The sequence below is a fragment of the Nitrosovibrio sp. Nv17 genome (assembly GCF_900119085.1).
Taxonomy (GTDB): domain Bacteria; phylum Pseudomonadota; class Gammaproteobacteria; order Burkholderiales; family Nitrosomonadaceae; genus Nitrosospira.
In genome coordinates this window covers 65,303-89,827 of the sequence record NZ_FPIQ01000006.1, presented here as the reverse complement: position 1 = coordinate 89,827, position 24,525 = coordinate 65,303, and the positions used below count along the sequence as shown (strand labels likewise).

The window sequence follows — 24,525 nt, the reverse complement described above, 5'->3', positions numbered from 1 at the left end:
CGGAGCGTCGCGGAACGGGGATGAGGACGAACGAGGGAAAGAGGGAAAAGCGCGCGGGCGATCCCTCCCTGTCGATCCTGCGCGCCATCCTGGAATCGACCGCCGACGCCATTCTCACGACCGACAGGAAGGGCCGGATACTGCACAGCAACGCGTTGTACCTGCGGATATGGCCGCTTCCGGACGATCCGCCGGGCAATCGCGAGCACATGCAGGTGGTGGCGCTCTACGCGCACTATCTGAAGAATCCCCAGGACATCCTGGACAGGACCGCGCACATCTACGCCGCCTGGCCGGAAGACAGCTACGATCTCATGGAACTGCTGGACGGACGGGTGTTCGAGCGCATCTCCAGGGTGCAATATGCCGGGAAGCGATGCCTCGGCCGCGTCTGGAGCTTCCGCGACATCACCGCCCGGCTACGCGCCGAGGAGGCGCTGCGGGAGAGCGGGGAACGGCAGCACTTCATGGCGGAGGCGCTGCCGCTGAAGATCTTCACCACGCGCCCCGACGGCGTCGTGGACTACTTCAACCGCCAGTGGCGCGACTACGCCGGCTCCGGGCTCGACCGGCTGCGGGACTGGGGCACGGCCGACTTCATCCATCCGGACGACGCCGGCAGGAATGCGCACGGCTGGCGCCACGCGCTCGCCACCGGCACGCCCTTCCAGATGGAGATCCGGCTGCGGGGCGCCGATGGCACCCACCGCTGGCACCGGGTGCAGGTGCACCCCAGGCACGATGCGCACGGGCGCATCTCGATGTGGCTGGGCTCCAGCATCGACATCGACGACCTCAAGCGCTCGGAGGAGGAAAAGCAGCTGCTCCTCGAGAACGAGCGTTCCGCCCGCGGCGAGGCCGAGCAGGCCAGCCGGATGAAGGACGAATTCCTCGCCACCCTGTCCCATGAACTGAGAACGCCCCTCAACGCCATACTCGGATGGGCGCAGCTTCTCAGCCAGACGAGCGCGAGCGTGGAAACCCTCCGCCAGGGACTGGAGGTGATCGAGCGCAATGCGCGCGCCCAGAACCGGCTCATCAAGGATCTGCTGGAAATGAGCGGCATCGTCTCCGGAAAGATTCGGCTGGACCTGAGGCCCATGAATCTCGCGGAGGCGCTCGAGGCGGCCATCGAATCGATTTCTCCCGCCATGCAGGCCAAGGAAATCCATCTCGCGCGGGCGATCGATTCCGCCCCCGGCGCCATACTGGGCGATCCGGACCGGATCCAGCAGGTGCTCTGGAACCTGCTCGCCAACGCGGTGAAGTTCACCCCCCGGCAGGGGCGCATCGAGGTCATCCTGCGGAGCACGGATTCGCAGGCGGAAATCACCATCCGGGACTCCGGCATCGGCATACGGCCGGAGTTCCTCCTCTACATCTTCGACCGCTTCCGCCAGGCGGACTCCTCGCTTTCCCGGCACCATGACGGGCTGGGGCTCGGTCTCGCCATCGTGAAGCAGCTCGTGATCCTTCATGGCGGTGCGGTTTACGCGGAAAGCGCCGGCGAGGGACTGGGCGCCTCCTTCATCGTGACCCTGCCGCGCACCGCGGGCATGCACCGGGACCGTTCCGCTGCGGCGGCGCCGGATACCGGCGCCGCCGCCGATCGCAGCGCCGCGCTCCGCGGCGTCCGGGTGCTGGTCGTCGACGACGAGCCCGATTCCCTCGCGCTCGTCGCCCAGATACTGGCAGACCGAGGCGCAGGCATCACCACCGCGGCCGGCGCCGTGGAAGGGCTGGCCCTGCTGAAGCGCAGCCGGCCCGACGTCATGGTCAGCGATATCGGCATGCCCGGACGGGACGGATATCAGCTCATCCGCGACATACGCCACCTCGCCGAGGATGAAGGCGGATACACGCCCGCCATCGCCTTGACCGCATTCGCCGACGACGACGGAGTCCGGGCGATGAGCGAAGGCTACCAGATGCACCTCTCCAAGCCGGTCGAACCCAACGATCTGATCACCGCCATCGGCAGCCTCGCCAGAGGGAATCATCCTCCGGCAGCGATTCCCGTCCGGCATGCCGCGGGCTGAGCCGGCAGCCCGCCGTCCGGTGCGCGGCGGCCCCCGGCACGCCCTGCCGGCTCCCCGCGCCTGTCTCCCGGGGCGAGGACGGCGGCTCCGCCCTGCATGCGCCGCATCCTGACCGCCGTCCTGCTGGCCGGACTGGTTCCCCTGGCAGGTCTCGCCGGCCTGGGAGAACTGCTGAGCGGACCCGTGCCCACCTCGGTCGACAGCCTGGCAGCCTCGATCTCCGCCGACTTCCCGGTCGAGTCCGTCGAAATCCCCGCAGCCGACGGCACCCGTGTGCACGGCTGGCTGAAGCGCGGCATGCCCGGCGCGGGCGCGGTGCTGCTGGTGCATTCGCTGCGCAGCAACCGCGTCGAGATGCTGAGCCGCGCGAAGTTCCTCAACGCCGAGGGATACGGCGTCCTGCTCATCGATCTGCGCGCGCACGGCGAGACGCCGGGCGACCGCATCACCTTCGGCGCACGCGAGGCGGAAGACGTGGAAGCGGCCGTGGCCTACCTGCGGACGCGCTTCCCGTCCGAAGCCATCGGCGCCATCGGCGTGTCGCTGGGCGCGGCCGCCATCGTGCTGGCGCCCGGTCCGCTCAACCTGCGCGCGGTCGTGCTCGAATCCATGCACCCCACGATCCGGGAGGCGGTCGACAACCGCATGCGGCTGCATCTGGGGGAATCGGGGCCGGCGCTCTCCCCGCTGCTGCTGTGGCAGCTCACCTTCCGACTGGGCGGCACCGCCGAACTCGATCCCATCGCGCGCATCGCCGGTCTCGACGCGCCTGTGCTGCTGATCTCCGGCACCGACGACCGCCACACCCCCGTCGCGGAAACCGAGCGCCTGCTGGACGCCGCGCGCGCCCCCAAGCAGGCGTGGATCGTCCCGGGCGGCGGACACTTCAACATGCACGCCTACGCCGGCCGGGAGTACGAGGATCGCATCCTCGAATTCCTCGGCGCCCACATGCGCCGGGCGTGATCCGCGTAGCCGGCTGGCCGGCGCCGAGGGAGCGCGCTGCCGGTCAGCCGGCCGCGTCCAGCGCCTGGGAAATGTCGGCGATGATGTCGTCGATGTGCTCGATGCCCACCGATATCCTGACCAGGCCTTCCGGCACGCCCGCGGCCTTCAGCTCGGCAGGGCTCAGCTGGCGGTGGGTGGTGGAGGCAGGATGGCAGGCGAGGGAGCGCGTGTCGCCGATGTTGACCAGGCGCAGGATCATCCCGAGCGCATCGATGAAGCGCCCGCCCGCCGCCGCGCCGCCCTCGATCTCGAAGCTCAGGATGCCCGAGGCCCTGCCTCCGCTCAGCCGCTTGCACAGGGCGTGGTACGGGCTCGCCGGCAGCCCCGCGTAGTTCACCCGCAGCACCCTGGGATGGGCCTCCAGGTAGCGCGCCACCTGCAGGGCATTCTCGCAGTGCCGTTCCATCCGCAGGCCCAGCGTCTCCAGCCCCTGCAGGATCAGGAAGGCGCTGTGCGGCGCCAGCGCCGCCCCGGTGTTGCGCAGCGGCACCACGCGGCAGCGGCCGATGAAGGCCGCCTCCCCGAACGCTTCGGTGTACACCACGCCGTGGTAGGAGGGATCCGGCTCGTTCAGCAGTGGGAAGCGGCTCCGGTGCAGCGCCCAGTCGAACTTCCCCGAATCCACGATGATGCCGCCGATCGTGGTGCCGTGGCCGCCGATGTACTTGGTCAGCGCATGCACCACGATGTCGGCGCCGAGCTCGAAGGGCCGGCACAGATAGGGCGTCGAGACGGTGCTGTCGACGATCAGCGGCACGCCATGGCGATGGGCGATCCGCGCCAGGCTCTCGATGTCGACCACGTTCCCGGCGGGGTTGCCGATGGATTCGCAGAAGATGGCGCGGGTGGCGCCGTCGATGCTGCGCTCGATGGCGTCGTGGTCGTCGTGCGGCACCAGGCGCGCCTCGATGCCCTGCCGCGGGAAGGTGTGCGCAAACAGGTTGTAGGTGCCGCCGTACAATTGGCTGGTGCTCACGATGTTGTCGCCGGTGCTGGCGATGCACTGGATGGCGTAGGTGATCGCGGCCATGCCCGAGGCCACCGCCAGCGCGCCCACGCCCCCCTCCATCTCCGCGATGCGCTGCTCCAGCACCGCGCTGGTGGGGTTCATGATGCGGGTATAGATGTTGCCCGGCACCTTGAGGTCGAACAGGTCGGCCCCGTGCTGGGTGCTGTCGAACGTGTAGGAGGTCGTCTGGTAGATGGGCACCGCCGCCGCCCGCGCCGGGGCCTCCGCGGTGTATCCATGGTGCAGCGCCAGCGATTCCAGTTTCATGCGATTTCCTCCTGTCTGTCCGGTTGGGTTCGGGGGCGCCGCGCTTCGTCGCGTCCGTCGTCCCGGCGAGGCCCTACCATTTCTCCGCGTAGGGGCGCAGGTCGAGCTCGAATGTCCAGGCCTGCCGGTCCTGCTGCGAGAGGAAATAGACCGACTCGGCGATCCGGGAAGGCTCCAGGAAGAAATCGTCCGGCCTGTCGGCCAGCCGTGCCCGGGTGCGCTCCAGGTTGACGATGCCGTCGAGGATCACGTAGGCGACGTGGATGTTCTCCGGCCAGAGATGCCGCGCCAGCGACTGCGCTAGGCCGCGCTGGCCCGCCTTGGCGGAGGCGAACGGGGCGAAGCCCGCCCCTCCCCTGAGGGATGCGGTCGCCCCGATGGCGACGATGCAGCCGCCGCCCGCGGCGCGCATGTCCGGGATCACGGCCTTCGCGGCGAGGAACAGCCCCCGGCAGTTCACCTCCCAGGCGGCCTGGAAGTCCTCGACGGTGGCATCGTCGATGTTGGCGAAGGCGCCCGCGCCCGCGTTGTAGACGAGCACATCCACCGGGCCGAGCTGCTGGCGGATGCCGGCGAAGGCGCCGGATATCCCCTCCACATCGCGTACGTCATACTCGAACGGCATTGATCCCGCGATCGTCGCGGAGATTTCGCGCAGCTTCGGCAGGTCGCGCGCGCACAGCGCCACCCGGTAGCCCTGCATGGCGAAGTGGCGCGCCATCGCGGCGCCATTGCCGTGCCCCACGCCGACCACCGCGCATACTCCCTTGTCCATGTGGCCCTCTCAACGATCCGTCCGCCCGCAGGCACCCGCCTGAAGCTGAGCAGGCGGCGCACGTCCCGCTAGCTTAATCCACCGCAGTGGGAAGTGCAACGCGCCGGCCTGCGGATTGCGGCACGTTCCGTTTGACAGGCCGCCCCGATCCTCGTATAGTCATTTTTGATTGCATAATGCAATCATTTATCGTGCAGATCCGGACCCCCGCCCATGGATACCCCGGGTACGTCGGTCCGGCCCGCAAAAACAACAGCCGGCGCCGCGCACGCGTCACCCGCGCGCCGCCTTCTTTGGAGAAACGACATGCCACTCTGGAAAGTCTACCACCCAGCAGAAGCGTTCACCCCCGCGGACAAGCAGGCCCTGGCCGAACAAGTGACGAACATCTACGCGCAGGTTCCCATCCCGCGGTTCTACGTGGTGTTCATTTTCGAGGAAATCGCCCGGGGATCCTGTTTCGTGGGCGGCCAGCCGCACGACCGGTTCATCCGCTTCAAGGTCGACCACATCGCCCGGACGCTGCCCGGCGCCGTCATCCGGGAATGGTGGGTTCGGGCGATCGACGAGGCCATCGCACCTTACGTCCGCGACAAGGGATACGACTGGGAGGTCTCCATCGACGAGACGCCGTTCGACCTGTGGTCACTCCAGGGCGAGATACCCCCGCCCTTCGAATCCGTGGCGGAAAAGCGATGGGTCAAGGAAAACAGGGCCAGCCCCTACACGCTGGCGGAGAAGTTGCCGGTCAACTTCATCCTCACGCCGGGCATCGCGGATCGCTAGCCCCGGCGGCCGGGAGCGGCCGGCCCGGCCGCTCCCGGCCAGCCCCTCCACCCGGACCGAGGAGAATCGCCATGACCTACCAGACCGTCAATCCCGCCACCGGCGAGGTGCTCGCCACCTATGCCAACGCCACCGACCGCGAGCTGGAAGCGTCCGTGGCACAGGCCCATGAAACCTTCGCCACCGACTGGCGCCATCGTCCCGTCGAGGCGCGCGCGGCGATCATCTCCGCCGCAGCCGCCCTCCTGCGCACCAGGAGCGAGGAATACGCCCGCCACCTCACGCTGGAGATGGGCAAGCTCATCGCCGAGGCGCGCGCGGAAGTGGCGCTGTCCGCCGACATCCTCGACTACTATGCGGGCAAGGCCGCAGACTACCTGCGGCCCCGGACGCTGCCCGGATCGCCCGGCGCGGAGCTGCACGTCGAGCCGATCGGCGTCATCCTCGCCATCGAGCCGTGGAACTTTCCCTACTACCAGGTCGCGCGGGTGGCCGGGCCGCAGCTGATGGTCGGCAACGTGCTGCTCCTGAAGCATGCCGAGATCGTGCCCCGATCGGCGCTTGCCCTCGCCCGCCTGTTCGAGGAGGCGGGTGCGCCCGCGGGTGTCTACACGAACCTCTTCGCCGGCATCGAACAGATCGGAAGGGTGATCGAGGATCCACGCGTGCGCGGCGTCACCGTCACCGGCAGCGAGCGGGCCGGCGCGGCGGTGGCGGAGCGCGCCGGGCGCAGCCTGAAGAAGTCCGTGATGGAGATGGGCGGCAGCGATCCCCTGATCGTGCTCGAGGATGCACCCCTGGCGTCCGCGCTCGACGGCGCGCTGTTCGGGCGCATGTTCAACGCCGGCCAGTGCTGCGTCGGGTCGAAGCGCATCATCGTCGTCGGCAGGACGCGCGGGCGGGCGTTCCTGGAAGGCCTCGTCGATCGCATGAACGCGCTGCGGGCCGGAGATCCCGGCGCACCCGGCACCACGCTGGCGCCGCTGGCGTCCGAGAAGGCATTGAATCTCCTGCTCGATCAGATCGAATCGGCCCGCCTGGGGGGAGCCCGGGTCGCGTGCGGCGGCAACAGGGTGGATCGGCCCGGCTTCTACCTCGAACCGACCGTGCTCGCCGACGTCGCCCCGGACAACCCGGTCTACACGCAGGAGCTGTTCGGCCCGGTCGCGGCCTTCCACGTCGTCGAGAGCGAGGAGGAGGCCATCCGCCTGGCGAACGCGACGCCCTTCGGCCTCGGCGCCTCGGTGTTCACCGCCGATGTCGAGCGTGGCCGCGCCCTGGCGGCGGAGATCGAGAGCGGCATGGTCTTCATCAACCAGCCGGCATGGACGGCCGCCGAGCTGCCGTTCGGCGGCGTCAAGAACTCCGGTTTCGGCCGCGAACTGTCGGAACTGGGCCTGCGCGAATTCGTCAACGAAAAGCTGGTCAACGTCGCGCCCGCCGGCGCACCGCCGTGGGGGCCCGTCGCCGCCTGAGGCAGTCCGGCTCAGAACGGCGTCAGGAAGGACACCCCGCTCGCGCCCACCGCCGTGCCCTCGCGCAGGCGCCGCGCGAAACGGTCCCCTTCCGATTCGCCGTCATCGCCCAATACCCGCGCCACCCGGTTGCGGTGAAAGTTCGACAGCTGCCGGGAAAAGGGAATGACTCGGCTGGCATCGTCCCCGTGGCGCGCCAGATGCAGCGCCGGCAGCGCATGCCAGGGCGTGGCCGGGCGCGCGTGGTGCGCGCCGTGGTAGCCGAAGTTGAGCACCAGCAGGTTGAGCCACGGATGCTTCAGGGAGATCGGGTTGCTGAAGGTGTGGGCCTGCTCGTAGGCACGGTCGCCGCGGTGGGCAGGCACCCCAGCGTCACCCGGTATGCACGGCGCGGTCTCGTAGTTGTGCTGCAGCGCGTCCATGAAGCGCAGTATCGTCATCATCAGGCTGCAGGCCAGCAGGTAGCACGCGGCCGCCGCCGGCGAGTACAGCCATGCCGCCGCCAGGATGCTCCAGCGCAGCGCAGCCACCGCCAGCACCCGCCGCCGTGCCGCCGCCTTCGCCTCCCCAGGAGCGAAGGGCGCGAGGACGAGCATGGCGTGCATGAGCCATTCCACCGCCGGCAGGTAGCACCACTCCAGCGCCTGGATCACCCGCAGCAGGCGCGGATGGCGGCGGAGCCAGCCGCGATGGTCGAGGATCGCGGCATCCGTGTGGTCCACATGATGGCGCATGTGGGCCAGGCGCAGTTCCTGGAACGGCCCGTAGCAGCCGCCCGCCAGCCAGTTCAGCGCTTCGCCCAGCCTGGCGTTGTGGTGCGGCACCCGGAACAGCGCATGGTGCCCGCAATCGTGGATCAGGTAGGCGGCGATCACCATGCCGTGCGCCATGGCGAGCGTGCCGGCGGCCATCGCCGCGGGATGCAGCGACAGGATCAGCCAGGCGCCGCCGAAATAGGCCGCGACGCAGTAGGCCACCGCCGCGGCGTTCGGCAGCAGGCTGCCCCGGTGGCGCAGCCAGGTCTGTTCGATGGTATCGATCACGCCATACCCTCCTCGACATCCGATGATATTTCTGCCATTATACATGTAAATTTACATGTATAATGGCAGAAATGGCCTCCGCCGCAAACCCTGCCCCTGGCGCATCCGAAGCCTCGCGCGACGCCCGGCGCCGCTGGCTCATCCGGTTGATCCACGACACCGACCGCTACTGGATCGACATCCTGGGGGATGCGCGCTTCCACGACCTGAACTACTACGACCTGTTCACGCGCATGTGGCTGCGCCTGGACACCGCCGCCGAACCCGCCTTCCGCAAATCGGAGCTGTACCGGCTCATGCCCAACGTCAGCCAGCGCACCGCGATCCGCCACGTGCAGGCCGCGATCGACCAGGGCCTGCTCATCGAGCACGCGGATCCCTCGGATTTGCGCTCCAGGCGGATCACCCTGTCGGACGATCTCCGGCAGCGCGTCGAGCGCTTCCTGGACTACTCCCTCTCTGTGCTCGAAGCCTCCCCGCTCCCCGGCAGAACTTCCCGGCGGCCTTGAAAGGGTTTACGGCGCAAGGTGGAACGTCAACTCCACGCCGATGCGTTCGCCGCGATGCACGCGGCTGACGGCATGCCGGAGATGGACGCGGCAGTAGCCCCCGGCCCCCCTGGAAGGGCGTGCGGCCGTGCCGATGATGGCGGCGTCGCCCAGCGCCAGCGGCACCACCATGGGGCGCGACTGCCTCCGGGGGCGCTGTTCGGTCATGACGAATTCGCCGCCCTGGAAGTCGGCGCCCGGTTCGGACAGCAGCGCGACGACCTGCAGGGGGAACACCCATGCGCCGGCGTCACCCCGGTGAAGCGGCATATATTCCTCCGCGCGCAGCCGGTTCAGGTGGGATTGCTCCCGAACCCGGCCCGCTTCCCGGTTGCGTTGGAGAAACGCCCCCAGGTCTTCCGGATAGCGGGCGCCGACGCGCAGGACGTCATTCCACCGGTTGGCGATGACGGCCAGGTGGCGATAGAACGCCGTGCGCCAGCCCCCCCATGGCGCCGGCAGGCGGGTCCCGAAGTGGAACAGTTCGCCGCGCCCCGGCTCGCCCGGTGCCGGCGGCGGGCGCTGGGGAGCGCCGAGGATCCGGATCTGCCGCGCCGACCTGCGCGCCGCGGCCACGTTCAGCAGGCCCGGCAGCACGGCATGGCCTTCCTCGTCCAGTTGCGCGGAAATGGCCGACCAGTCCAGGCCGTCGATGGCTGCAGCCGGCGCAGCCGCAACCGGCCATGCCATCAGGCCGGCTCTTCCCGGCGCAGCAGCTCGCGCTTGCGCTCCACGCCCCAGCGGTAGCCGCCGGGATCGCCGTCGCGCCGCACCACGCGGTGGCACGGAATGGCCACGGCGATGCGGTTCGCGCCACACGCCCGGGCGACGGCGCGCACCGCCCTGGGCGCGCCGATGCGCCCGGCGATCTCCGCGTAGCTCACGGTCGTCCCCGGCGGAATCTCCCGCAGCGCGCGCCAGACCCGCTCCTGGAAGGCCGTGCCCTGCACGTCCAGCGGCAGGCGCAGGCCCATGGCCGGCGCTTCGATGAACCCCACGATCTCGGCGACCTGGCGCTCGAACGCGTCGTCGCCGCCGATGAAGCGGGCCCTGGGAAACTGGTCCTGCAGGTCGCGCACCAGCACGTCCGGCTCCCCGCCCAGCATGATCGCGCAGATGCCCCGCTGGCTTTGCGCCACCAGGATGGCCCCCAGGGAACACTCCCCGACGGCGAAGCGGATGGCCATCCCGGCGCCGCCGGCCCGATAGTCGCGCGCCCGCATGCCCAGCAACCGGTCGCTGGCCTCGTAGAACCGGCTGTTGGAATTGAAGCCGGCATCGTAGATGGCCTCCGTGATGGAGGCGCCGGAGGCGCTCAACTCCTCCCGCAGCCTGCGGGCGCGGCAGGCGGAACCGTAGGCCCTGGGAGTCAGGCCCATCTCGGCCCTGAACAGGCGGTGGAAGTGGAACGGACTCATCCCGACCCCCGCCGCCAGCTCTTCCAGGCGCGGCGGTGTCTCTGCCGCTTCGATCAGGCGGCAGGCGCGCGCCACGAGCGCGGCCCGTTCCGCGGCGGCGCTGGTGCGGTCGGCACGGGCGCGGCGGCTGGCGCGGTAGCCGGCCGCCTCCGCATCCTCGGCCGAATCGAAGAACTCCACGTTCTCCCGCCTGGGCAGACGCGCCTGGGAACTGGGACGGCAGTACACGCCCGTGGTGCGCACCGCGTAGACGAAACGTCCGTCGGCGGCAGGGTCGCGCGTCCGCACCGCTTCCCAGCGGGCCTCTTCCGTTTCATGGCAGGCGAGGGTCTCATTCATGGCGAACGTCCGGGCAGTCGTCGATCACAGGGTCAGGATAGACCGGATCGCGCGCGCGGGCACTCCGATTCTTGCGCGCGAATTGCCCCGCCCGGGAGCGGGGCCGGGCCCCTCCAGGGTCAGCGCGCGTCATGGAAGATGAGGCCCACGGTGTGGCGCCTGCCGCTGCGGACGCAGCTGACGCCGTGCCGCATCGCCGCCCTCCGGATGCCACGCCGGCCGGCCACCGGCCGCTGGTCGACGGCGAAGACGACCGCGTCGCCCTGGCGCAGCGCGACGACCTCGGCACGCTGGCCGTCGCCCGCACGCTCCGTCATGACGAATTCGCCGCCGGTGAAATCCCTGCCGGGCGCCGACAGCAGGATCGTCACCTGCAGCGGAAAGACGTGCGCGCCGTAGAGATCCTGGTGCAGGCAGTTGTAATCGCCTGCGCCGTATTCGAGGATCAGCGGCGTCGGGCGCGTCTGCCCGGCCCCGTGGCAGCGCCGCAGGAAGGCGTCCAGCGTGTCCGGGTATTGCGCGGCGATCCGCAACTGCCGGTTCCAGCGGTTGGCCACCGGCGCGAGCCGTGAATACAGCGCGTGGCGCAACCGGTGGAGCAGCGGCGGCAGGGGGTAGGCGAAATACTTGTATTCGCCCCGCCCGAATCCATGGCGAGCCATGATGATCCGCGTGCGCCAGCCTTCCGCGCGGGGATAGAGCGCGGCAAGCGCGCCGCACTGCTCCGCGGGCAGCAGGCCCGGCAGCACCGCGTTCCCCCGCGCATCGAGCGTACGCTCGACATCGGGCCAGTCGTACGCCGCCAGGTCCGCCGTGGCCGTCATGGTCGCTCCCGCGCGGATGGCATGCCCGCGCCTGCGGGGATGGCCGCTGCGCCTGCGCGCGGAAGGAAACGGGTTCCCGGAGTTTTCATGGCGCACCGCTCGACCGGCTGGAAAAAAAACCAGTATAGCAATCCGTCCGGCGCCCGAAACTCCGCTTCTTGCGGCCTAACCCTGTTTGATTTCATGGAGATCTTTGCTATGCTGGGAAATATCGCTCATCGACGTTGGCATCGTTCCACGCGGAGAGGAGTAGCCAGGATCGAAAAACAACGCAACACTCCGTTCCCCAGGTCCGCGATCGCCCCCCCGCGGGAAGACACGGCATACTGCGTCGCGCCCGGCCCGGCCCGCGGCATGCGCCCCGGCTTTCCCTCCGCTCCCGACCCGCACCCTGCAGCTGCCGCCCGGTGGATGCCGGCCCCTCCCCCCAGACCCGCGAGGATGCATTGAATTCCACTGCGCTCGATCAGCTCTGCGACCGGTACGGCATCTTCCCGTGGTACAACGACATCTGGGGCAACGCCCACCATACCTCCGAAACGGCGAAACGCGCCCTGCTCGCCGCCATGGGCGTGGCGGCGGCGACCGAAGAGGAAGCCTGCGCCTCCCTGCACGCCTTCGAACGGGAGCACTGGCGGCAGCCGCTGCCGCCGGTGCAGGTGGTACGGCTGCCGGCGCCGCTGCGCATCCCGGTCGCACTCCCGGCGGACGAGGATGGCCAGCCCTGCCGCTGGCGCGTGCGCCGGGAATCCGGCGCCGAGGACGCCGGCGAGTTCACGCCCGCGGTGCTGGACGACGTGGAGCATGGACAGCTGGACGGCAGGTGGCGGGTGCGACGGATATTGCACCTGGATCTGGCGCTGGAGCCGGGCTACCACCGCTTTTCCATCGAGCGCGCCGACGGATGCCTTCTCGGGGAGATGCCCCTGATCGTGGCCCCCGCCGGCTGCTACGATCCTCCCGCGCTGCAGGGCGGCCGCCGCGCATGGGGCCTGGCAGCCCAGCTCTACGGCATCCGCTCGCGGCGCAACTACGGCGTCGGGGATTTCGGCGACCTGTGCCGCCTGGTGGAATTCGGCGCAGAGGCGGGGGCAAGCACGCTCCTGCTCAACCCCCTGCACGCGCTCTTCCCCGACGCACCCGCGCACGCCAGCCCCTACAGCCCCTCCAACCGCGCCTTCTTCAACACCCTGTACCTCGACGTGGAGGCGATCGCCGACTTTCCCGAGTGCGAGGAGGCGCGGACGCTGGCTGCCGCGCTCCCGTTCCAGGCGCGCCTGCGCGTGCTGCGGGCCGCCCGGCAGGTGGACTACGAAGGAGCGGCCGAGGCGAAGCACCAGATTCTCGAATGCCTGTACCGCCACTTCCGCCGCCGCCACCTTGCGCGCCACAGCGCCCGCGCGGATGCCTTCCGCGCCTTCCAGGCCGAGCACGGCGACAGCCTGCGCAAGCAGGCGCTGTTCGAAACCCTGCAGGCGCACTTCTGCGCCGGAGACAGCGCCGTGTGGGGCTGGCCGGCGTGGCCCCTGGCCTACTCCCGCCCCGACACGCCCGAGGTCGCCGCCTTCCGCGACGCCCACCTGGAGCGGATCGAGTACTACGAATACCTCCAGTGGCAGGCCGCCGTGCAGCTGGAAGCCGTGCGCATGCGCGCCGTGGAGACGGGGCTGGAGCTGGGCGTGATGCTCGACCTCGCGGTGGGCGTGGCGGAGGGCGGCAGCGCCACCTGGGGGCGGCGCGAGCTCTATGCGCTGGACGCCAGCACCGGCGCGCCGCCCGACGAGTTCAACCGCCTCGGGCAGGAGTGGGGGCTCCCGCCCTGGATTCCGCACCGCCTGACCGCGATCGCCTACGCGCCCTTCATCGAGCTGCTGCGCGCCAACATGCGCTACGCCGGCGCGCTGCGCATGGATCACGTCATGGGCCTGCACCGCCTGTTCTGGGTCGCGCGCAACCTGCCGGCCACGGAAGGCGCCTACGTCCGCTACCCGTTCGAGGATCTGCTGGGCATCCTCGCCCTGGAGAGCCACCGCAACCGCTGCCTGGTCGTGGGCGAGGATCTGGGCACGGTGCCGGACGAGGTGCGGCACGCGCTGCACCCCATCGGCGTCCTGTCCACGCGGCTGCTGTATTTCGAGCGGCACGGCGACGGCCGCATGAAGGCGCCGGGCGAATACCCGCTCAACGCGGCGGCGGCGGTCACCACGCACGACCTGCCCACCCTGGCGGGCTACTGGCAGGGGCTGGACATCGATCTGCGCCACCGCCATCGCCTGTTTCCCGAGGCGGGCATGCACCACCGGCAGATCATCGAGCGCGCCCTGGAGCGCGCACAGTTGCTGCTGACGCTGGAGAACGAAGGCGTGCTGCCGCCGGGAACCAGCCTGCACCAGACCGATTTTCCGGGCATGACGGCGGAGCTCGCGGCGGCGGTGTACGCCTACCTCGCGCGCACTCCCTCGAAGCTGCTGCTGATACAGGCCGAAGATGCCTTCGGCGTGCGCGAGCAGCCCAACGTTCCCGGCCTGGTGGAGCCGGCCTACCCCTGCTGGCGGCTCAAGCTGCCGCTGGAGCTGGAGGACTGGAGCGACAGCGCCTGGCTGCAGACGCTGCTGGCCGTCCTGCGCCGGGAACGTGCGACGCTGCGCGCCCTGGATTTCATGGGCAGCGAAACCGCAGTGGGCGCCAAGGCGTAGGCGCAACGCCGGAAATCCGCGCTCCCCGTCACGGATGCGCCGGGCCGACGGGCAGCAGGACGACCGCCTCCGGCCGCCGCTCCCCGCCCCGGCGGGACAATTCCCCGCCCTCCTGCATCTCCTGCAATCCGCGCAGGATCAGCTGCTCGAGCATGCGGCCGAAGGCCTCGTCCGAGGGAAAGGCCTCGATGTCCTGGGAAATCCCGACGTTGCCGACGGTGGTGTGGAAGGCGTGCCGCAGGCCCGTCCGGCGAACCGTCCTGCCCTGCCGGGTGATGGCGATCGACATGACGTAGGCATCGGTGATGGTTTTGCCGGCGAGCCAGGGGGGCAGGCCGGCGCGCGCACCGCCGGCCGCGGACACGACCGCGTCGCCGTCGGTGACGTTATTGAGCACGAGGCGGATGACGCCCTCCTCCCGGTCTCCCGCAGCCGGGATCACGCCGATGGGCGCAACCACCCCGCTTGCCCGAAGTATCTGAATGGCATAGTCGCGCAGGGGGATGTCGCCCTTGGGAAAGGAAATCCCGTCGCGCTGGAATTCCACGGCCACCTTCAGGGACAGCGGCGGCACCCGTTTCTCGACGTCGGCGTATCTCACCCTGGGCACGTCGGTGCTCAGGAAGGAGCGCGACGACGCGCACCCCGCCAGCGACAGAACGGTGGCGACGGTGGCGACGAATGCCGTCGACGTTCGACGATCGAGAACCATGCATGCTCCCCGGATGAAGGGCAAGCGTAGTGCATTGCGCGCCATTGCGCAACCGGAGACGTTGCGCAGCATCGTCACGCGCGCGCCAGGCCGGCGCGCGTCATGCAGCATGGCTTGCCCGCTCCGCCATTCCTCTCACGCCGGCCCGGGGCCGCGCGCCGCTCCCAGCCGGACGGTGCGCAGCGTATCCGGCACCCCGCCGCTGCCGGAGGCGGCGACCAGCACGACCGGATCCCCCGGCGCCGCCAGCCCCTGCGAGACCAGCCACCGCCCCGCCTGGGCCAGGCCGCTCCCGTCCCCCTCCCCGCCGCCGGCGGGAACGAACAGCGGCGCCACCCCCCGCACCAGCGCCAGGCTGCGGTACAACCGCGCGGAACCCGTCACCGCGAGCAGCGGCACCCGCGGACGCAGGCGGGCGATCCCGAGCACGCCGGCCAGCGTACCCGCGGGCATCACGATGGCACGCGCGCCGAGGCGCGCCGCGAGCTGGCAGGCGGCGAAGCCCAGCGCTCCCTCGGGCGCATCCCGGGAGCCGGCGGCATCCCCTGCGCGCATCCGGTCGTGCGCCGGGCCGGGATCGGCCTCCCGCTCCGTCGCGGCCAGCACCCGCGCGAGAAAGCGCACGGCCGCGGCCGGGAATCGCCCGATGGCGGTCTCGGCGGAGAGCATCACCGCATCGGTGCCGTCCAGCACCGCGTTGGCCACGTCGGTGGCCTCCGCCCGCGTCGGACGCTCGCGCTCGACCATCGATTCGAGCATCTGCGTGGCCGTGATCACCGGACGCCCGCATATATTGGCCGCCGCGATGATGCGCTTCTGCACCAGCGGAATCTCGGCGAGATCGGTCTCCACCCCCAGGTCGCCGCGCGCCACCATCACCCCGTCCGCCGCGGCCACGATGGCGTCGAGATCCGCCAGCGCCCGGCGCTTCTCGATCTTGGCCACCAGCAGCGGCCCCTCGCCTCCGGCGGAAACGGGCAGACACGCCCGCACCCGCGCCAGGTCGCCCGTCGACTGCACGAACGACACCCCTACCCATTCGATCTCCTGCGCCACGGCGAACGCGAGGTGGCGCCGGTCGTCGCCGGTGGGCACGAGCTCGCCCAAGGTGGAGTCCGGCACGTTGATGCCCGAGCCGGAGCGCACGGTACCCCCGGCCCGCACCTCGCAGCGGATGCCGGCGGCCTCGCGGGCCGCCACGCGCAACTCCACCAGGCCATCGGCCAGGAACACCGACTCGCCCGCCCGCAGCGCCTGCAGCAGTTCCGGATCGCGCAGCGGCAGGACATGATCCGCCGCGGCCGGCACGGAGCGCTCGTCCATGGCCAGCCACGCCGACTCCCCCTCGGCCAGCGTGCGGGCGCCGTCCGCAAGGTCGCCGATGCGGAACTTCGGGCCGGGCAGATCCATGAGGATCGCCACCGGCTGGCCCCGCGCCCCGGCCACTTCGCGCACCCGCCGGATGCGCCGCGCGTGATCGGCGTGCCCGCCATGCGAGGCGTTCACGCGCGCGACGTCCATGCCGTACTCGATCAGCCCTTCGATCACGCCGGGCGCGTCCGTCGCCGGACCGAGCGTGCACACGATCTTGGTTCGCTGCCAGCTGCCGGGAGTCATGGGAATCATGGGGGTCATGTCGAACGGCGGGATCGAGCCGGCCCGCCTCGCGATCGAAGATGAAGGCAGGATATACCATTAATCCCTCCCGGCGGGAATCCCCTGCCGGCACCGCCCTGGCCACGGATGCGCGAAACCGGCCCGAATCCGCTATCATCGGGGCACAGCCGCCGCCCGCCTGGATGGCGCCTTTCGCACGCCCGAGTCCCGCCACACCTCCGGAGGATATCCGCATGCCGCTCACCCTGCTCCTGCGCTGCAACGACCTGCGGGAAACCCGCGACTTCTACCGCTCGGTGCTCGGTTTCGAGGTGGCCGACACGGCCGATACGCTCACGGTCGAGAAGCACGGCGGAAAACTGATCTTCACCGATCGGGATCTCTGGCAGGGCCCGCCGGCGTGCTCCGGCACCCTCTACTTCCAGGTACCCGACGCGGATGCCCTGTTCGCCTCGATCCGTGACACGGCCGAGGTCGCCTGGCCGATCCAGGACATGCCCTACGGCTCCCGGGAGTTCGGCGTCAGGGACTGCAACGGCTACCACCTGGCGTTCCAGCAGCAGACCTGACATCGGTGCCCGGGAAGAAGGGCCCCCACCACGCGCCGGCGCCGCTACGCCTCCCCCGTTCCGCTGTCCCCTTCCCTGCAGAGCGGGTATACTTCCCCCACGGAGATGGCATGCCTCCGACAACCGCCGCGCCCGCGCGGCTGATGATGCCTACGCAACAGCCGGACAGGCTGCGTAGGCACGTGCCTGTCCCTCGACGAACCTCTCACCACAAGGACAGGCCATGCTGCACTCCATCCTCGCTGTCGCGGCCGGCTCGGTGCTCGGCGGACTCTTCCGCTGGGGACTCAGCCTCAAGCTCAACCCCCTGTTGCCCATGCTGCCGCCGGGCACCCTCGCCGCCAATCTGATCGCGGGCTACGTCGCCGGCCTCGCGGTCGCCTGGTTCACCCAGGTGCCCGGCATCGCGCCGGAATGGCGCCTGCTGCTCATCACCGGCTTCTGCGGCGGACTCTCCACCTTCTCGACCTTCTCCCTGGAGGTCGCGGCGCTGCTGCAACTGGGACGACCGGCCTGGGCGGTTGCCGTCATCGGCGTCCACGTCGCCGGTTCGCTGCTCATGACCTTCGCCGGCATCGCCACCTGCCACTGGATCGGGTCGCGCTGACGCGAGGAGCGCTGGGCATCCGGGCGATCGGCGCCCTGCCCTTCATCCAGCAGTCGCAGCGCTTGGCTGCCCCCTCCCGCGCCTCTCCGAACACCGGACGGAATGCCGGGATCGGCGAACCTTGTCTGCCGAGCCTTCCCTGCCTGTATGCCAGCCTGATAAACTGCAGGGTGTCTCCCGCTGCCCACTCCGGGATCACGGACCGTGGACGACCGGACCCTGTGCGACAACGCGAGTAATGCATTCGTCATATTGAAATGGAAGGAGCGCCAATGGCACAGAATGACAGGAACGGCGGCGCCCTCGGCTTCGAGGCGGAACTGTTCAGGGCAGCCGACAAACTGCGCGGCAACATGGAGCCCAGCGACTACAAGCATGTGGCACTGGGCCTGATCTTCCTCAAGTACATCTCCGACGCCTTCGAGACGCGCCACGCCGAACTGCTGGCGGAGGGCGCCGCGGCCGCCGAAGACAAGGATGAATATCTCGCGGACAATATCTTCTGGGTACCGAAGGAGGCTCGGTGGTCGCATCTGCAAGCCAACGCCAGGCAGAGCAGCATCGGCACGCTGATCGACGATGCGATGCGCGCCATCGAGAAGGACAACGAATCCCTGAAGGGCGTGTTGCCCAAGGACTACGCCCGCCCGGCGCTGAACAAGGTGATGCTGGGCGAACTGATCGACCTGATCTCCGGCATCGCCCTGAACGAAGGCAACGACAGATCAAAGGACGTGCTGGGCCGCGTGTACGAGTACTTCCTCGGCCAGTTCGCAGGCGCGGAAGGCAAGCGCGGCGGCGAGTTCTACACACCCCATTCGGTCGTGCGCACCCTGGTGGAGATGCTGGAACCGTATCATGGCCGCGTCTATGACCCCTGCTGCGGCAGCGGCGGCATGTTCGTGCAGAGCGAGAAATTCGTCGCCGAACACGGCGGGCGCATCGGCGACATCGCCATCTATGGGCAGGAAAGCAACTACACGACATGGCGGCTGGCGAAGATGAACCTGGCCGTGCGCGGCATCGACAACAGGATTTTCTGGAACAACGAAGGCAGCTTCCACAAGGACGAATTCGCGGCCCAGCGCGGCTCCGACGGCGCACCGATGAAGGCCGACTTCATCCTCGCCAACCCGCCCTTCAACATCAGCGACTGGGGCGGCGAACGCCTGCGCGAAGACGTGCGCTGGGCTTTCGGTGCACCGCCGGTGGGCAATGCCAACTATGCGTGGCTGCAGCACATCTTCCACCATCTCGCACCGCACGGTTTCGCGGGCGTGGTGCTGGCCAACGGCTCGATGAGTTCGCAGCAGGGCGGCGAAGGCGATATCCGCCGCGCGATGGTCGAAGCCGACGCGGTGGATTGCATGGTCGCCCTGCCCGGCCAGTTGTTCTATTCCACGCAGATTCCGGCCTGCCTGTGGCTCCTCGCGAAAGACCGCAGCAATGGCTTGATGAAGAAGACCAGGCTGCGCGATCGGCGCGGTGAAGTGCTGTTCGTCGACGCGCGCAAGATGGGGGTGCTCGTCGACCGCACGCGGCGCGAACTGACCGATGAGGAGATCGGCCGGATCGCCGTCGCCTACCACGCGTGGCGCGGCGAAGCCGATGCGGGCGAATATTCGGATATCCCCGGTTTCTGCAAGTCCGCCACCCTCGACGAGATCCGAAGGCATGGCCATGTGCTGACGCCCGGCCGCTACGTCGGCGCCAAGGCACAGGAGGACGACGGCGAACCATTCGAGCAAAAGATGCGGCGGCTGGCCGCACAATGGCGCGAGCAGCAGGTGGAAGCGGCAAGGCTGGATGCAGTAATTGCAGCCAACCTGCAGCACTTGGGCTATGGAGGGTAAGCACATGGCTAGCAAAAAAATCAGCAAACAGCATCAAACTACCTTCGACGGCATCCGTCATCAGGATGAGAACGGCAATGAATACTGGCGCGCCCGGCAACTGGCAAAGGTGTTGGAATACTCGGAATACCGGCATTTCCTGCCCGTCATCGAGCGCGCCAGAACCGCCTGCCAGACCAGCGGCCAGCGTGTAGCCGACCATTTCGAGGACATCCTCGAAATGGTCGAAATCGGCTCCGGCGCACAACGCGAAGTGGGCGATATGCGCCTGTCACGCTACGCCTGCTATCTCATCGTGCAAAACGGCGATCCGGCCAAGCCCGTTATCGCCAACGGCCAGACCTACTTCGCCCTGCAAACCCGCAGGCAGGAACTTGCCGACGATGTCAGATTCGCGCAGCTTTCCGAAGACGAAAAACGCCTAGCCATCCGCAACGAACTGACCGTCCACAACAAGCAGCTTGCCGCCGCTGCGAAAGACGCTGGCGTCGCAACCTCGCTGGACTACGCCATCTTCCAGGATCACGGCTACAAGGGCTTGTATGGTGGCCGGGGTGCGAAGGATATCCATGCGCGCAAAGGCTTGAAGAAAAGCCAAAAAATCCTCGACCACATGGGTAGTACCGAGCTGGCGGCCAATCTGTTCCGCGCCACCCAGACCGAGGAAAAGCTACGACGCGATCAAGTGCGTGGAAAGACCCAGGCCAACCAGACGCATTTCGATGTGGGCCGCAAGGTACGCCAGACCATCCAGGAGCTGGGCGGCACCATGCCGGAAAATCTCCCCGCGCCGGACAAGAGCATCGCGCAGATTGAATCGGCAAAGAAGAAGCAAATTAAAAAGGCAGACAGGTGATGGTGAACTTCGAAGAAAAAACTACGAGCTGCGTAACAAATTTATGGGAGCTTGGCTATGACGGGTAAGTGGCGCCAGCAGCAGGCCGAGGCAGGAAAACTCGACAAGGCGATCGAGAACAATCTGAGAAACCTCGGATTCTGACAGGAGAACGACGATGGCAGAGAAACTCGACCTTGGCGCGTTGCGTAGTGCGGTATCCTCGCTGGAAGACGGATTGGACGTGGTCAGCGATGATCACTGGTTCAGCCAGCAGTCGGCCAAGGTCCAGAACACTCGACGATTTTTCCGAATCGGATTTGCCGTGGAAGGTGGATGTTGTCGATTGGGCGGTGACCAGCGAATCATTCCGCAGGACCATTGAGCGCGACAAGGTGCTGGTGCAGGAGTCAATCGACATGAGCGACTGGCACGAAACTACTCTCGGTAAAATTTGCGAGAAACAGGGAGGATCCGTCCAAACCGGCCCATTCGGGAGCCAATTGCATGCATCTGATTATACGGTTGTTGGAACGCCAGTCGTCATGCCGATGAATCTGGTTGATGGAAATATTGACGATCAAGGCATAGCACGCATTTCAGATAAAAATGTCTCCAGATTGGCGAAACACAAACTTGTCCGCGGCGATATCGTGTTCAGTCGCCGTGGAGATGTGACCCGATTTGCGCTTGTTTCCGATCGCGAAGCAGGTTGGCTTTGCGGCACGGGTTGCTTAAAGATCTCTATCGGCAACCCAACGATTGCCACGCCCGATTTCATCGCCACAGTGCTTGCCTCTCCAAATTCAAAAGAATGGCTGATTCGTCACGCCGTCGGTGCAACGATGCCGAATTTAAACACCGCAATTCTTGAGAACGTCCCCATCACGCTTCTACCCATCGAAGAACAACGCGCCATTGCCCACATCCTCGGCACGCTGGACGACAAGATCGAACTCAACCGGCGCATGAACCTGACGCTGGAAGCCATGGCCCGAGCGTTGTTCAAGTCATGGTTCGTGGATTTCGAACCCGTCCGCGCAAAGGCTGAAGACCGAGATCCTGGCCTCCCCAATGAGATCGCCGACCTTTTTCCTTCTCGCCTAGTCGACTCCGCACTTGGGGAGATTCCGGAAGGGTGGGAAATCGCACCAGTCAGTAAGTTGATCGACTTCAACCCGAACGAGCCATTGCGGAAAGGAGAGCTTGCCCCGTATCTCGACATGGCATCGCTACCGACTGCCGGCAGCTGGCCGAAAGCACCCATCATTCGCCCCTTCGGTAGTGGGATGCGATTCAGAAACGGGGATACCTTGCTCGCACGAATCACGCCTTGTCTAGAGAACGGAAAAACCGCTTTCATCCAATGCCTGCCGGATGGCGTCGTTGGATGGGGGTCCACAGAGTACATCGTCATGAGACCCAAACCACCGGTACCGCCTGAGTTTGCATATTTGCTCGCCAGACATCCGGCATTCCGCGAGCAAGCAATAAAGAGCATGACCGGCACCTCCGGTCGTCAGCGTGCTCAAGGAGAATCGGTTGCTGCCTTCAAGTTGGTAGCGCCTACCGGTGAAAAGCTTTGGCATGCCTTCGCAAGGTTTGTGGTACCGGTATTCCAAAACATAAAATCCCATTCGGAAACATCGTTAACACTTGCTGTCTTGCGCGACACGCTACTACGCAGGCTAATCTCCGGCGAGATGAGGGTTAACGGGCTGATCAAAGAGGTGCGGCCGTGAGCACTTCCAAGTATCCACGTGGATCAGAATGGCGAAAATGGGATCTTCATCTTCACGCGCCAGGAACGAAACAGAACGACCAATTCAATGTGACTGGCAACGACGATGTGTGGGCTGAATATTGCCGGCGACTCCACGATTCCGACGTACAGGCATTTGGTATCACAGACTACTTCTCGGCGGACACGCTCCCAGCCTTCGATAACCGCCGTCTCAAGTACCGCAAGCAGCAACGCGGGGCCTCCCGAACACCTGCTGCGGAGGTAGGCGAATGAGCAACGTTAATATCAAGCGGGCGATCGAGAACATCCGGGCGAACACGATCGTTTACGCGCCCATCGTCGATATGATCGTCAACGGCATTCAGGCTATAGAGGAGACGAGCCGTAAGGACGGCAATGTGCAGATCCGCGCACGGCGGAGCAGCCAGGTCGAACTAGATGGCAGCCTGCCGGAGGTCGTCGGATTCGAGATCGAGTATAACGGCATCGGTTTCACGGATGCCGGACCGGCTGGGCTGATTCCAGTGGATGGACAATATCCCCTCTGTATCGAAGTCTTAAGCTGAGATTAGGTGCCTATAATAAGGACGCGAAGATGCGCAACCAGATTTTTTTCCAGAAACTGGGAAGTTGACCGTTTTGCTATGGATGACATGACCCGCATCCCCATCAATCCCGAGCTGCTCACCTGGGCGCGCGAGCGCGCCGGGATGGATACGTTCGCGCTGAAGAGACGGTTTCCGAAGCTCGACGCATGGGAAAGCGGCGCGCTGCAACCCACGCTGCGACAACTGGAGGACTTTGCCCGCAAAGTCCATGTACCCATTGGATACCTGTTCCTCCCCGAGCCGGTGCAGGAGTCGCTGCCGATCCCGGATTTCCGGACGCTGGCTGATCGCGCTATCACACGTACCAGCCCCAATCTGCTCGATACGCTCTACCTGTGCCAGCAACGCCAGGACTGGTACCGCGACCACGTTCGCCTGCACGCCCTCGACCCATTGAGTTTCATTGGTAGCGCCACGGTGGCGGACGATCCGGTGATCACGGCGGAAGCCATACGTACCACGCTCGACCTCTCCCTGGCCGAACGGCAGCAGTTGCCGACCTGGACCGAAGCCTTGCGTCAGCTCGTTTCCAAGGCCGAGGAGGCCGGCGTACTGGTCATGGCCAGTTCCATCGTCGGCAGCAACAGTCATCGCAAGCTGGATGTCGCGGAGTTCCGTGGCTTCGCGCTGGCTGACGAACTGGCGCCGCTGGTATTCATCAACGCCGCCGACAGCAAGGCGGCACAGATGTTCACCCTGGCCCATGAGCTGGCGCACCTTTGGCTGGGTGAGAGCGGTGTTTCCGATCCCGAGGCGGGACGAATACCCGAACAGGCCATCGAGCGCTGGTGCAACATGGTCGCCGCCGAATTTCTGGTGCCGATGGAAGCCCTGCACGCGGCGTATCTCGCCGACGGCCGCCCCGCTGCGGAGATTCAGCGCCTGGCACGGATGTTCAAGGTCAGCACACTGGTGGCGCTGCGCCGGCTGTTCGATGCCGGTTTCATCGACCAGGCGACCTTCTGGCAAACCTACCGCGAGGAACTGGCGCGGATTCGCACACTCGATCGTGGCGGCAGCGGTGGCGGCGATTTCTACCGCACGCTTGGCACGCGCACCGGCAGGCGCTTCGCGCGGGCGGTCCTCTCCAGCACACTGGAAGGCCAGACCCTATTCCAGGACGCCTTTCGCATGCTGGGAGTGCGCAAGACCGCCACCTTCTACGAAGCGGCCCGCGAGCTGGGGGTCATGCTGTGACCTACCTGCTCGATGCCAACGTTTTCATCCAGGCGAAGAACCTGCACTACGGTTTGGATTTCTGCCCAGCTTTCTGGGACTGGCTGATCGATAGTAATGCTGCGGGTCGTGTGTTCAGCATTGACAAGGTAGCCGACGAAATCGCTGCCGGAGCCGATGAATTGACCGACTGGATGCGGGAACGAGCCAATGGGTTGTTCCGCAAGACCGATCCGCATATTGCCACGCAGTTCGGCAAGGTGAGCACCTGGGCAACGAGTCAACGTTACGAGCCGGCGGCCATCAACACTTTCCTGCAGGTGGCCGATTTCTATCTGGTGGCCCATGCCCTGGCGGATAGCCATATAGTGGTTACCCACGAAGTGCCGGCCAACTCCACCAAGCGCATCAAGATACCCAATGCGTGCATCGGCCTCGATCTGCGCTTCATGACGCCTTATGAAATGCTGCGTCGGGAGCGTGCACGTTTCGTGCTTGGAGGGGTGCCGACATGACTGTTCCCTATTTACCCGAAACATTGAGTAAAAATACCCAAAGTTTCAACAGGGGTAGAGAG

23 protein-coding genes and 1 riboswitch are annotated in these 24,525 nt (G+C 67.1%); of the genes, 15 read left to right on the top strand and 8 right to left on the bottom strand.

All coding sequences use genetic code 11. The annotated features are described in order from the left end of the window. The first annotated feature begins 20 nt into the window (after positions 1 to 20). Positions 21 to 2,039: a PAS domain-containing hybrid sensor histidine kinase/response regulator gene (locus BT108_RS05330; protein WP_072293501.1), complete on the top strand. Its 2,019-nt coding sequence runs from the start codon at positions 21 to 23 to the stop codon at positions 2,037 to 2,039. Positions 2,040 to 2,135: 96 nt separating this feature from the next. Next, the gene (locus BT108_RS05325) at positions 2,136 to 3,005 is read left to right on the top strand and encodes an alpha/beta hydrolase (protein ID WP_072293500.1); all 870 of its coding nucleotides are present in this window, start codon (positions 2,136 to 2,138) and stop codon (positions 3,003 to 3,005) included. A gap of 43 nt (positions 3,006 to 3,048) precedes the next feature. Here the strand turns inward: BT108_RS05325 and BT108_RS05320 are convergent, their stop codons facing one another. Beyond that, positions 3,049 to 4,323 (bottom strand): O-acetylhomoserine aminocarboxypropyltransferase/cysteine synthase family protein, encoded by a 1,275-nt coding sequence (locus tag BT108_RS05320; RefSeq protein ID WP_072293499.1) that lies wholly within the window; start codon positions 4,321 to 4,323, stop codon positions 3,049 to 3,051. Positions 4,324 to 4,396: 73 nt separating this feature from the next. Then, positions 4,397 to 5,098 (bottom strand): SDR family NAD(P)-dependent oxidoreductase, encoded by a 702-nt coding sequence (locus tag BT108_RS05315; RefSeq protein ID WP_072293498.1) that lies wholly within the window; start codon positions 5,096 to 5,098, stop codon positions 4,397 to 4,399. Positions 5,099 to 5,404: 306 nt separating this feature from the next. Between BT108_RS05315 and BT108_RS05310 the strand changes: the two genes are divergently transcribed. Both BT108_RS05310 and BT108_RS05305 read left to right on the top strand, forming a co-directional pair. Then, positions 5,405 to 5,884 carry a tautomerase family protein gene (locus BT108_RS05310; protein ID WP_072293497.1) on the top strand — a complete coding sequence of 160 codons (480 nt, stop codon included), beginning with the start codon at positions 5,405 to 5,407 and terminating at the stop codon, positions 5,882 to 5,884. 71 nt (positions 5,885 to 5,955) lie between these two features. Beyond that, a complete protein-coding gene (locus BT108_RS05305; protein WP_072293496.1) occupies positions 5,956 to 7,359 on the top strand; it encodes an NAD-dependent succinate-semialdehyde dehydrogenase in 1,404 nt (467 codons plus the stop codon). A gap of 11 nt (positions 7,360 to 7,370) precedes the next feature. Here the strand turns inward: BT108_RS05305 and BT108_RS05300 are convergent, their stop codons facing one another. Next, positions 7,371 to 8,402 carry a fatty acid desaturase gene (locus BT108_RS05300; protein ID WP_072293495.1) on the bottom strand — a complete coding sequence of 344 codons (1,032 nt, stop codon included), beginning with the start codon at positions 8,400 to 8,402 and terminating at the stop codon, positions 7,371 to 7,373. A 71-nt stretch (positions 8,403 to 8,473) separates the two neighbouring features. Between BT108_RS05300 and BT108_RS05295 the strand changes: the two genes are divergently transcribed. Further along, on the top strand, positions 8,474 to 8,911 hold the full coding sequence (locus BT108_RS05295) for a MarR family transcriptional regulator (RefSeq protein WP_072293494.1): 438 nt from the start codon (positions 8,474 to 8,476) through the stop codon (positions 8,909 to 8,911). Between the two features lie 6 nt (positions 8,912 to 8,917). Here the strand turns inward: BT108_RS05295 and BT108_RS05290 are convergent, their stop codons facing one another. From BT108_RS05290 to BT108_RS05280, 3 genes are all read right to left on the bottom strand, one after another. Further along, the gene (locus BT108_RS05290) at positions 8,918 to 9,640 is read right to left on the bottom strand and encodes a 2OG-Fe(II) oxygenase (RefSeq protein ID WP_072293493.1); all 723 of its coding nucleotides are present in this window, start codon (positions 9,638 to 9,640) and stop codon (positions 8,918 to 8,920) included. Beyond that, on the bottom strand, positions 9,640 to 10,707 hold the full coding sequence (gene ada / locus BT108_RS05285; RefSeq protein ID WP_072293492.1) for a bifunctional DNA-binding transcriptional regulator/O6-methylguanine-DNA methyltransferase Ada: 1,068 nt from the start codon (positions 10,705 to 10,707) through the stop codon (positions 9,640 to 9,642). The genes BT108_RS05290 and ada overlap by 1 nt, the downstream gene beginning before the upstream one ends. Positions 10,708 to 10,826: 119 nt before the next feature. Then, positions 10,827 to 11,531 carry a 2OG-Fe(II) oxygenase gene (locus BT108_RS05280; RefSeq protein ID WP_072293562.1) on the bottom strand — a complete coding sequence of 235 codons (705 nt, stop codon included), beginning with the start codon at positions 11,529 to 11,531 and terminating at the stop codon, positions 10,827 to 10,829. Between the two features lie 407 nt (positions 11,532 to 11,938). Between BT108_RS05280 and malQ the strand changes: the two genes are divergently transcribed. Continuing rightward, a complete protein-coding gene (gene malQ, locus BT108_RS05275) occupies positions 11,939 to 14,227 on the top strand; it encodes a 4-alpha-glucanotransferase (protein ID WP_255369628.1) in 2,289 nt (762 codons plus the stop codon). A 28-nt stretch (positions 14,228 to 14,255) separates the two neighbouring features. On the opposite strand, the gene BT108_RS05270 is transcribed toward malQ, so the two are convergent. After that, positions 14,256 to 15,050, bottom strand: coding sequence for a hypothetical protein (locus BT108_RS05270; protein WP_072293491.1), 795 nt, complete (start codon positions 15,048 to 15,050; stop codon positions 14,256 to 14,258). Between the two features lie 24 nt (positions 15,051 to 15,074). Continuing rightward, positions 15,075 to 16,574: a pyruvate kinase gene (pyk, locus tag BT108_RS05265; RefSeq protein ID WP_072293490.1), complete on the bottom strand. Its 1,500-nt coding sequence runs from the start codon at positions 16,572 to 16,574 to the stop codon at positions 15,075 to 15,077. A 215-nt stretch (positions 16,575 to 16,789) separates the two neighbouring features. On the opposite strand from pyk, the gene BT108_RS05260 reads away from it, so the two are divergent. The 9 genes from BT108_RS05260 to BT108_RS05220 all read left to right on the top strand — a co-directional run bounded on the left by BT108_RS05260 (position 16,790) and on the right by BT108_RS05220 (position 24,463). Beyond that, positions 16,790 to 17,125, top strand: coding sequence for a VOC family protein (locus BT108_RS05260; RefSeq protein ID WP_072293560.1), 336 nt, complete (start codon positions 16,790 to 16,792; stop codon positions 17,123 to 17,125). 92 nt (positions 17,126 to 17,217) lie between these two features. Continuing rightward, a riboswitch (Fluoride riboswitch) is annotated at positions 17,218 to 17,285 on the top strand. A gap of 63 nt (positions 17,286 to 17,348) precedes the next feature. Beyond that, positions 17,349 to 17,732 (top strand): fluoride efflux transporter CrcB, encoded by a 384-nt coding sequence (gene crcB / locus BT108_RS05255; protein WP_072293489.1) that lies wholly within the window; start codon positions 17,349 to 17,351, stop codon positions 17,730 to 17,732. A 272-nt stretch (positions 17,733 to 18,004) separates the two neighbouring features. Continuing rightward, positions 18,005 to 19,585 (top strand): class I SAM-dependent DNA methyltransferase, encoded by a 1,581-nt coding sequence (locus BT108_RS05250; protein ID WP_072293488.1) that lies wholly within the window; start codon positions 18,005 to 18,007, stop codon positions 19,583 to 19,585. Between the two features lie 4 nt (positions 19,586 to 19,589). Further along, positions 19,590 to 20,441 (top strand): DNA damage-inducible protein D, encoded by an 852-nt coding sequence (gene dinD / locus BT108_RS05245; RefSeq protein ID WP_072293487.1) that lies wholly within the window; start codon positions 19,590 to 19,592, stop codon positions 20,439 to 20,441. Between the two features lie 157 nt (positions 20,442 to 20,598). Continuing rightward, positions 20,599 to 20,805 (top strand): hypothetical protein, encoded by a 207-nt coding sequence (locus BT108_RS05240; RefSeq protein ID WP_072293486.1) that lies wholly within the window; start codon positions 20,599 to 20,601, stop codon positions 20,803 to 20,805. 34 nt (positions 20,806 to 20,839) lie between these two features. Continuing rightward, positions 20,840 to 22,162 (top strand): restriction endonuclease subunit S, encoded by a 1,323-nt coding sequence (locus tag BT108_RS05235; protein WP_072293485.1) that lies wholly within the window; start codon positions 20,840 to 20,842, stop codon positions 22,160 to 22,162. Positions 22,163 to 22,433: 271 nt separating this feature from the next. Next, positions 22,434 to 22,730 carry a hypothetical protein gene (locus tag BT108_RS05230; protein WP_072293484.1) on the top strand — a complete coding sequence of 99 codons (297 nt, stop codon included), beginning with the start codon at positions 22,434 to 22,436 and terminating at the stop codon, positions 22,728 to 22,730. 87 nt (positions 22,731 to 22,817) lie between these two features. Further along, positions 22,818 to 23,969, top strand: coding sequence for an ImmA/IrrE family metallo-endopeptidase (locus BT108_RS05225; protein ID WP_072293483.1), 1,152 nt, complete (start codon positions 22,818 to 22,820; stop codon positions 23,967 to 23,969). Beyond that, positions 23,966 to 24,463 carry a DUF4411 family protein gene (locus BT108_RS05220; RefSeq protein ID WP_072293482.1) on the top strand — a complete coding sequence of 166 codons (498 nt, stop codon included), beginning with the start codon at positions 23,966 to 23,968 and terminating at the stop codon, positions 24,461 to 24,463. The genes BT108_RS05225 and BT108_RS05220 overlap by 4 nt, the downstream gene beginning before the upstream one ends. Positions 24,464 to 24,525: the final 62 nt, after the last annotated feature.

What these genes read in the sequence shown, in the direction of transcription:
- BT108_RS05320 (WP_072293499.1), bottom strand. Translation starts at nt 4,323, where the DNA reads ATGAAACTGGAATCGCTGGCGCTGCACCATGGATACACCGCGGAGGCC.
- ada (WP_072293492.1), bottom strand. Translation starts at nt 10,707, where the DNA reads ATGAATGAGACCCTCGCCTGCCATGAAACGGAAGAGGCCCGCTGGGAA.
- BT108_RS05260 (WP_072293560.1), top strand. Translation starts at nt 16,790, where the DNA reads ATGCCGCTCACCCTGCTCCTGCGCTGCAACGACCTGCGGGAAACCCGC.
- BT108_RS05240 (WP_072293486.1), top strand. Translation starts at nt 20,599, where the DNA reads ATGGCAGAGAAACTCGACCTTGGCGCGTTGCGTAGTGCGGTATCCTCG.
- BT108_RS05310 (WP_072293497.1), top strand. Translation starts at nt 5,405, where the DNA reads ATGCCACTCTGGAAAGTCTACCACCCAGCAGAAGCGTTCACCCCCGCG.
- BT108_RS05290 (WP_072293493.1), bottom strand. Translation starts at nt 9,640, where the DNA reads ATGGCATGGCCGGTTGCGGCTGCGCCGGCTGCAGCCATCGACGGCCTG.
- BT108_RS05270 (WP_072293491.1), bottom strand. Translation starts at nt 15,050, where the DNA reads ATGCTGCATGACGCGCGCCGGCCTGGCGCGCGCGTGACGATGCTGCGC.
- BT108_RS05325 (WP_072293500.1), top strand. Translation starts at nt 2,136, where the DNA reads ATGCGCCGCATCCTGACCGCCGTCCTGCTGGCCGGACTGGTTCCCCTG.
- BT108_RS05330 (WP_072293501.1), top strand. Translation starts at nt 21, where the DNA reads ATGAGGACGAACGAGGGAAAGAGGGAAAAGCGCGCGGGCGATCCCTCC.
- BT108_RS05315 (WP_072293498.1), bottom strand. Translation starts at nt 5,098, where the DNA reads ATGGACAAGGGAGTATGCGCGGTGGTCGGCGTGGGGCACGGCAATGGC.
- BT108_RS05305 (WP_072293496.1), top strand. Translation starts at nt 5,956, where the DNA reads ATGACCTACCAGACCGTCAATCCCGCCACCGGCGAGGTGCTCGCCACC.
- BT108_RS05230 (WP_072293484.1), top strand. Translation starts at nt 22,434, where the DNA reads ATGAGCAACGTTAATATCAAGCGGGCGATCGAGAACATCCGGGCGAAC.
- BT108_RS05250 (WP_072293488.1), top strand. Translation starts at nt 18,005, where the DNA reads ATGGCACAGAATGACAGGAACGGCGGCGCCCTCGGCTTCGAGGCGGAA.
- BT108_RS05280 (WP_072293562.1), bottom strand. Translation starts at nt 11,531, where the DNA reads ATGACGGCCACGGCGGACCTGGCGGCGTACGACTGGCCCGATGTCGAG.
- dinD (WP_072293487.1), top strand. Translation starts at nt 19,590, where the DNA reads ATGGCTAGCAAAAAAATCAGCAAACAGCATCAAACTACCTTCGACGGC.
- BT108_RS05235 (WP_072293485.1), top strand. Translation starts at nt 20,840, where the DNA reads ATGAGCGACTGGCACGAAACTACTCTCGGTAAAATTTGCGAGAAACAG.
- crcB (WP_072293489.1), top strand. Translation starts at nt 17,349, where the DNA reads ATGCTGCACTCCATCCTCGCTGTCGCGGCCGGCTCGGTGCTCGGCGGA.
- BT108_RS05295 (WP_072293494.1), top strand. Translation starts at nt 8,474, where the DNA reads ATGGCCTCCGCCGCAAACCCTGCCCCTGGCGCATCCGAAGCCTCGCGC.
- pyk (WP_072293490.1), bottom strand. Translation starts at nt 16,574, where the DNA reads ATGACCCCCATGATTCCCATGACTCCCGGCAGCTGGCAGCGAACCAAG.
- BT108_RS05225 (WP_072293483.1), top strand. Translation starts at nt 22,818, where the DNA reads ATGACCCGCATCCCCATCAATCCCGAGCTGCTCACCTGGGCGCGCGAG.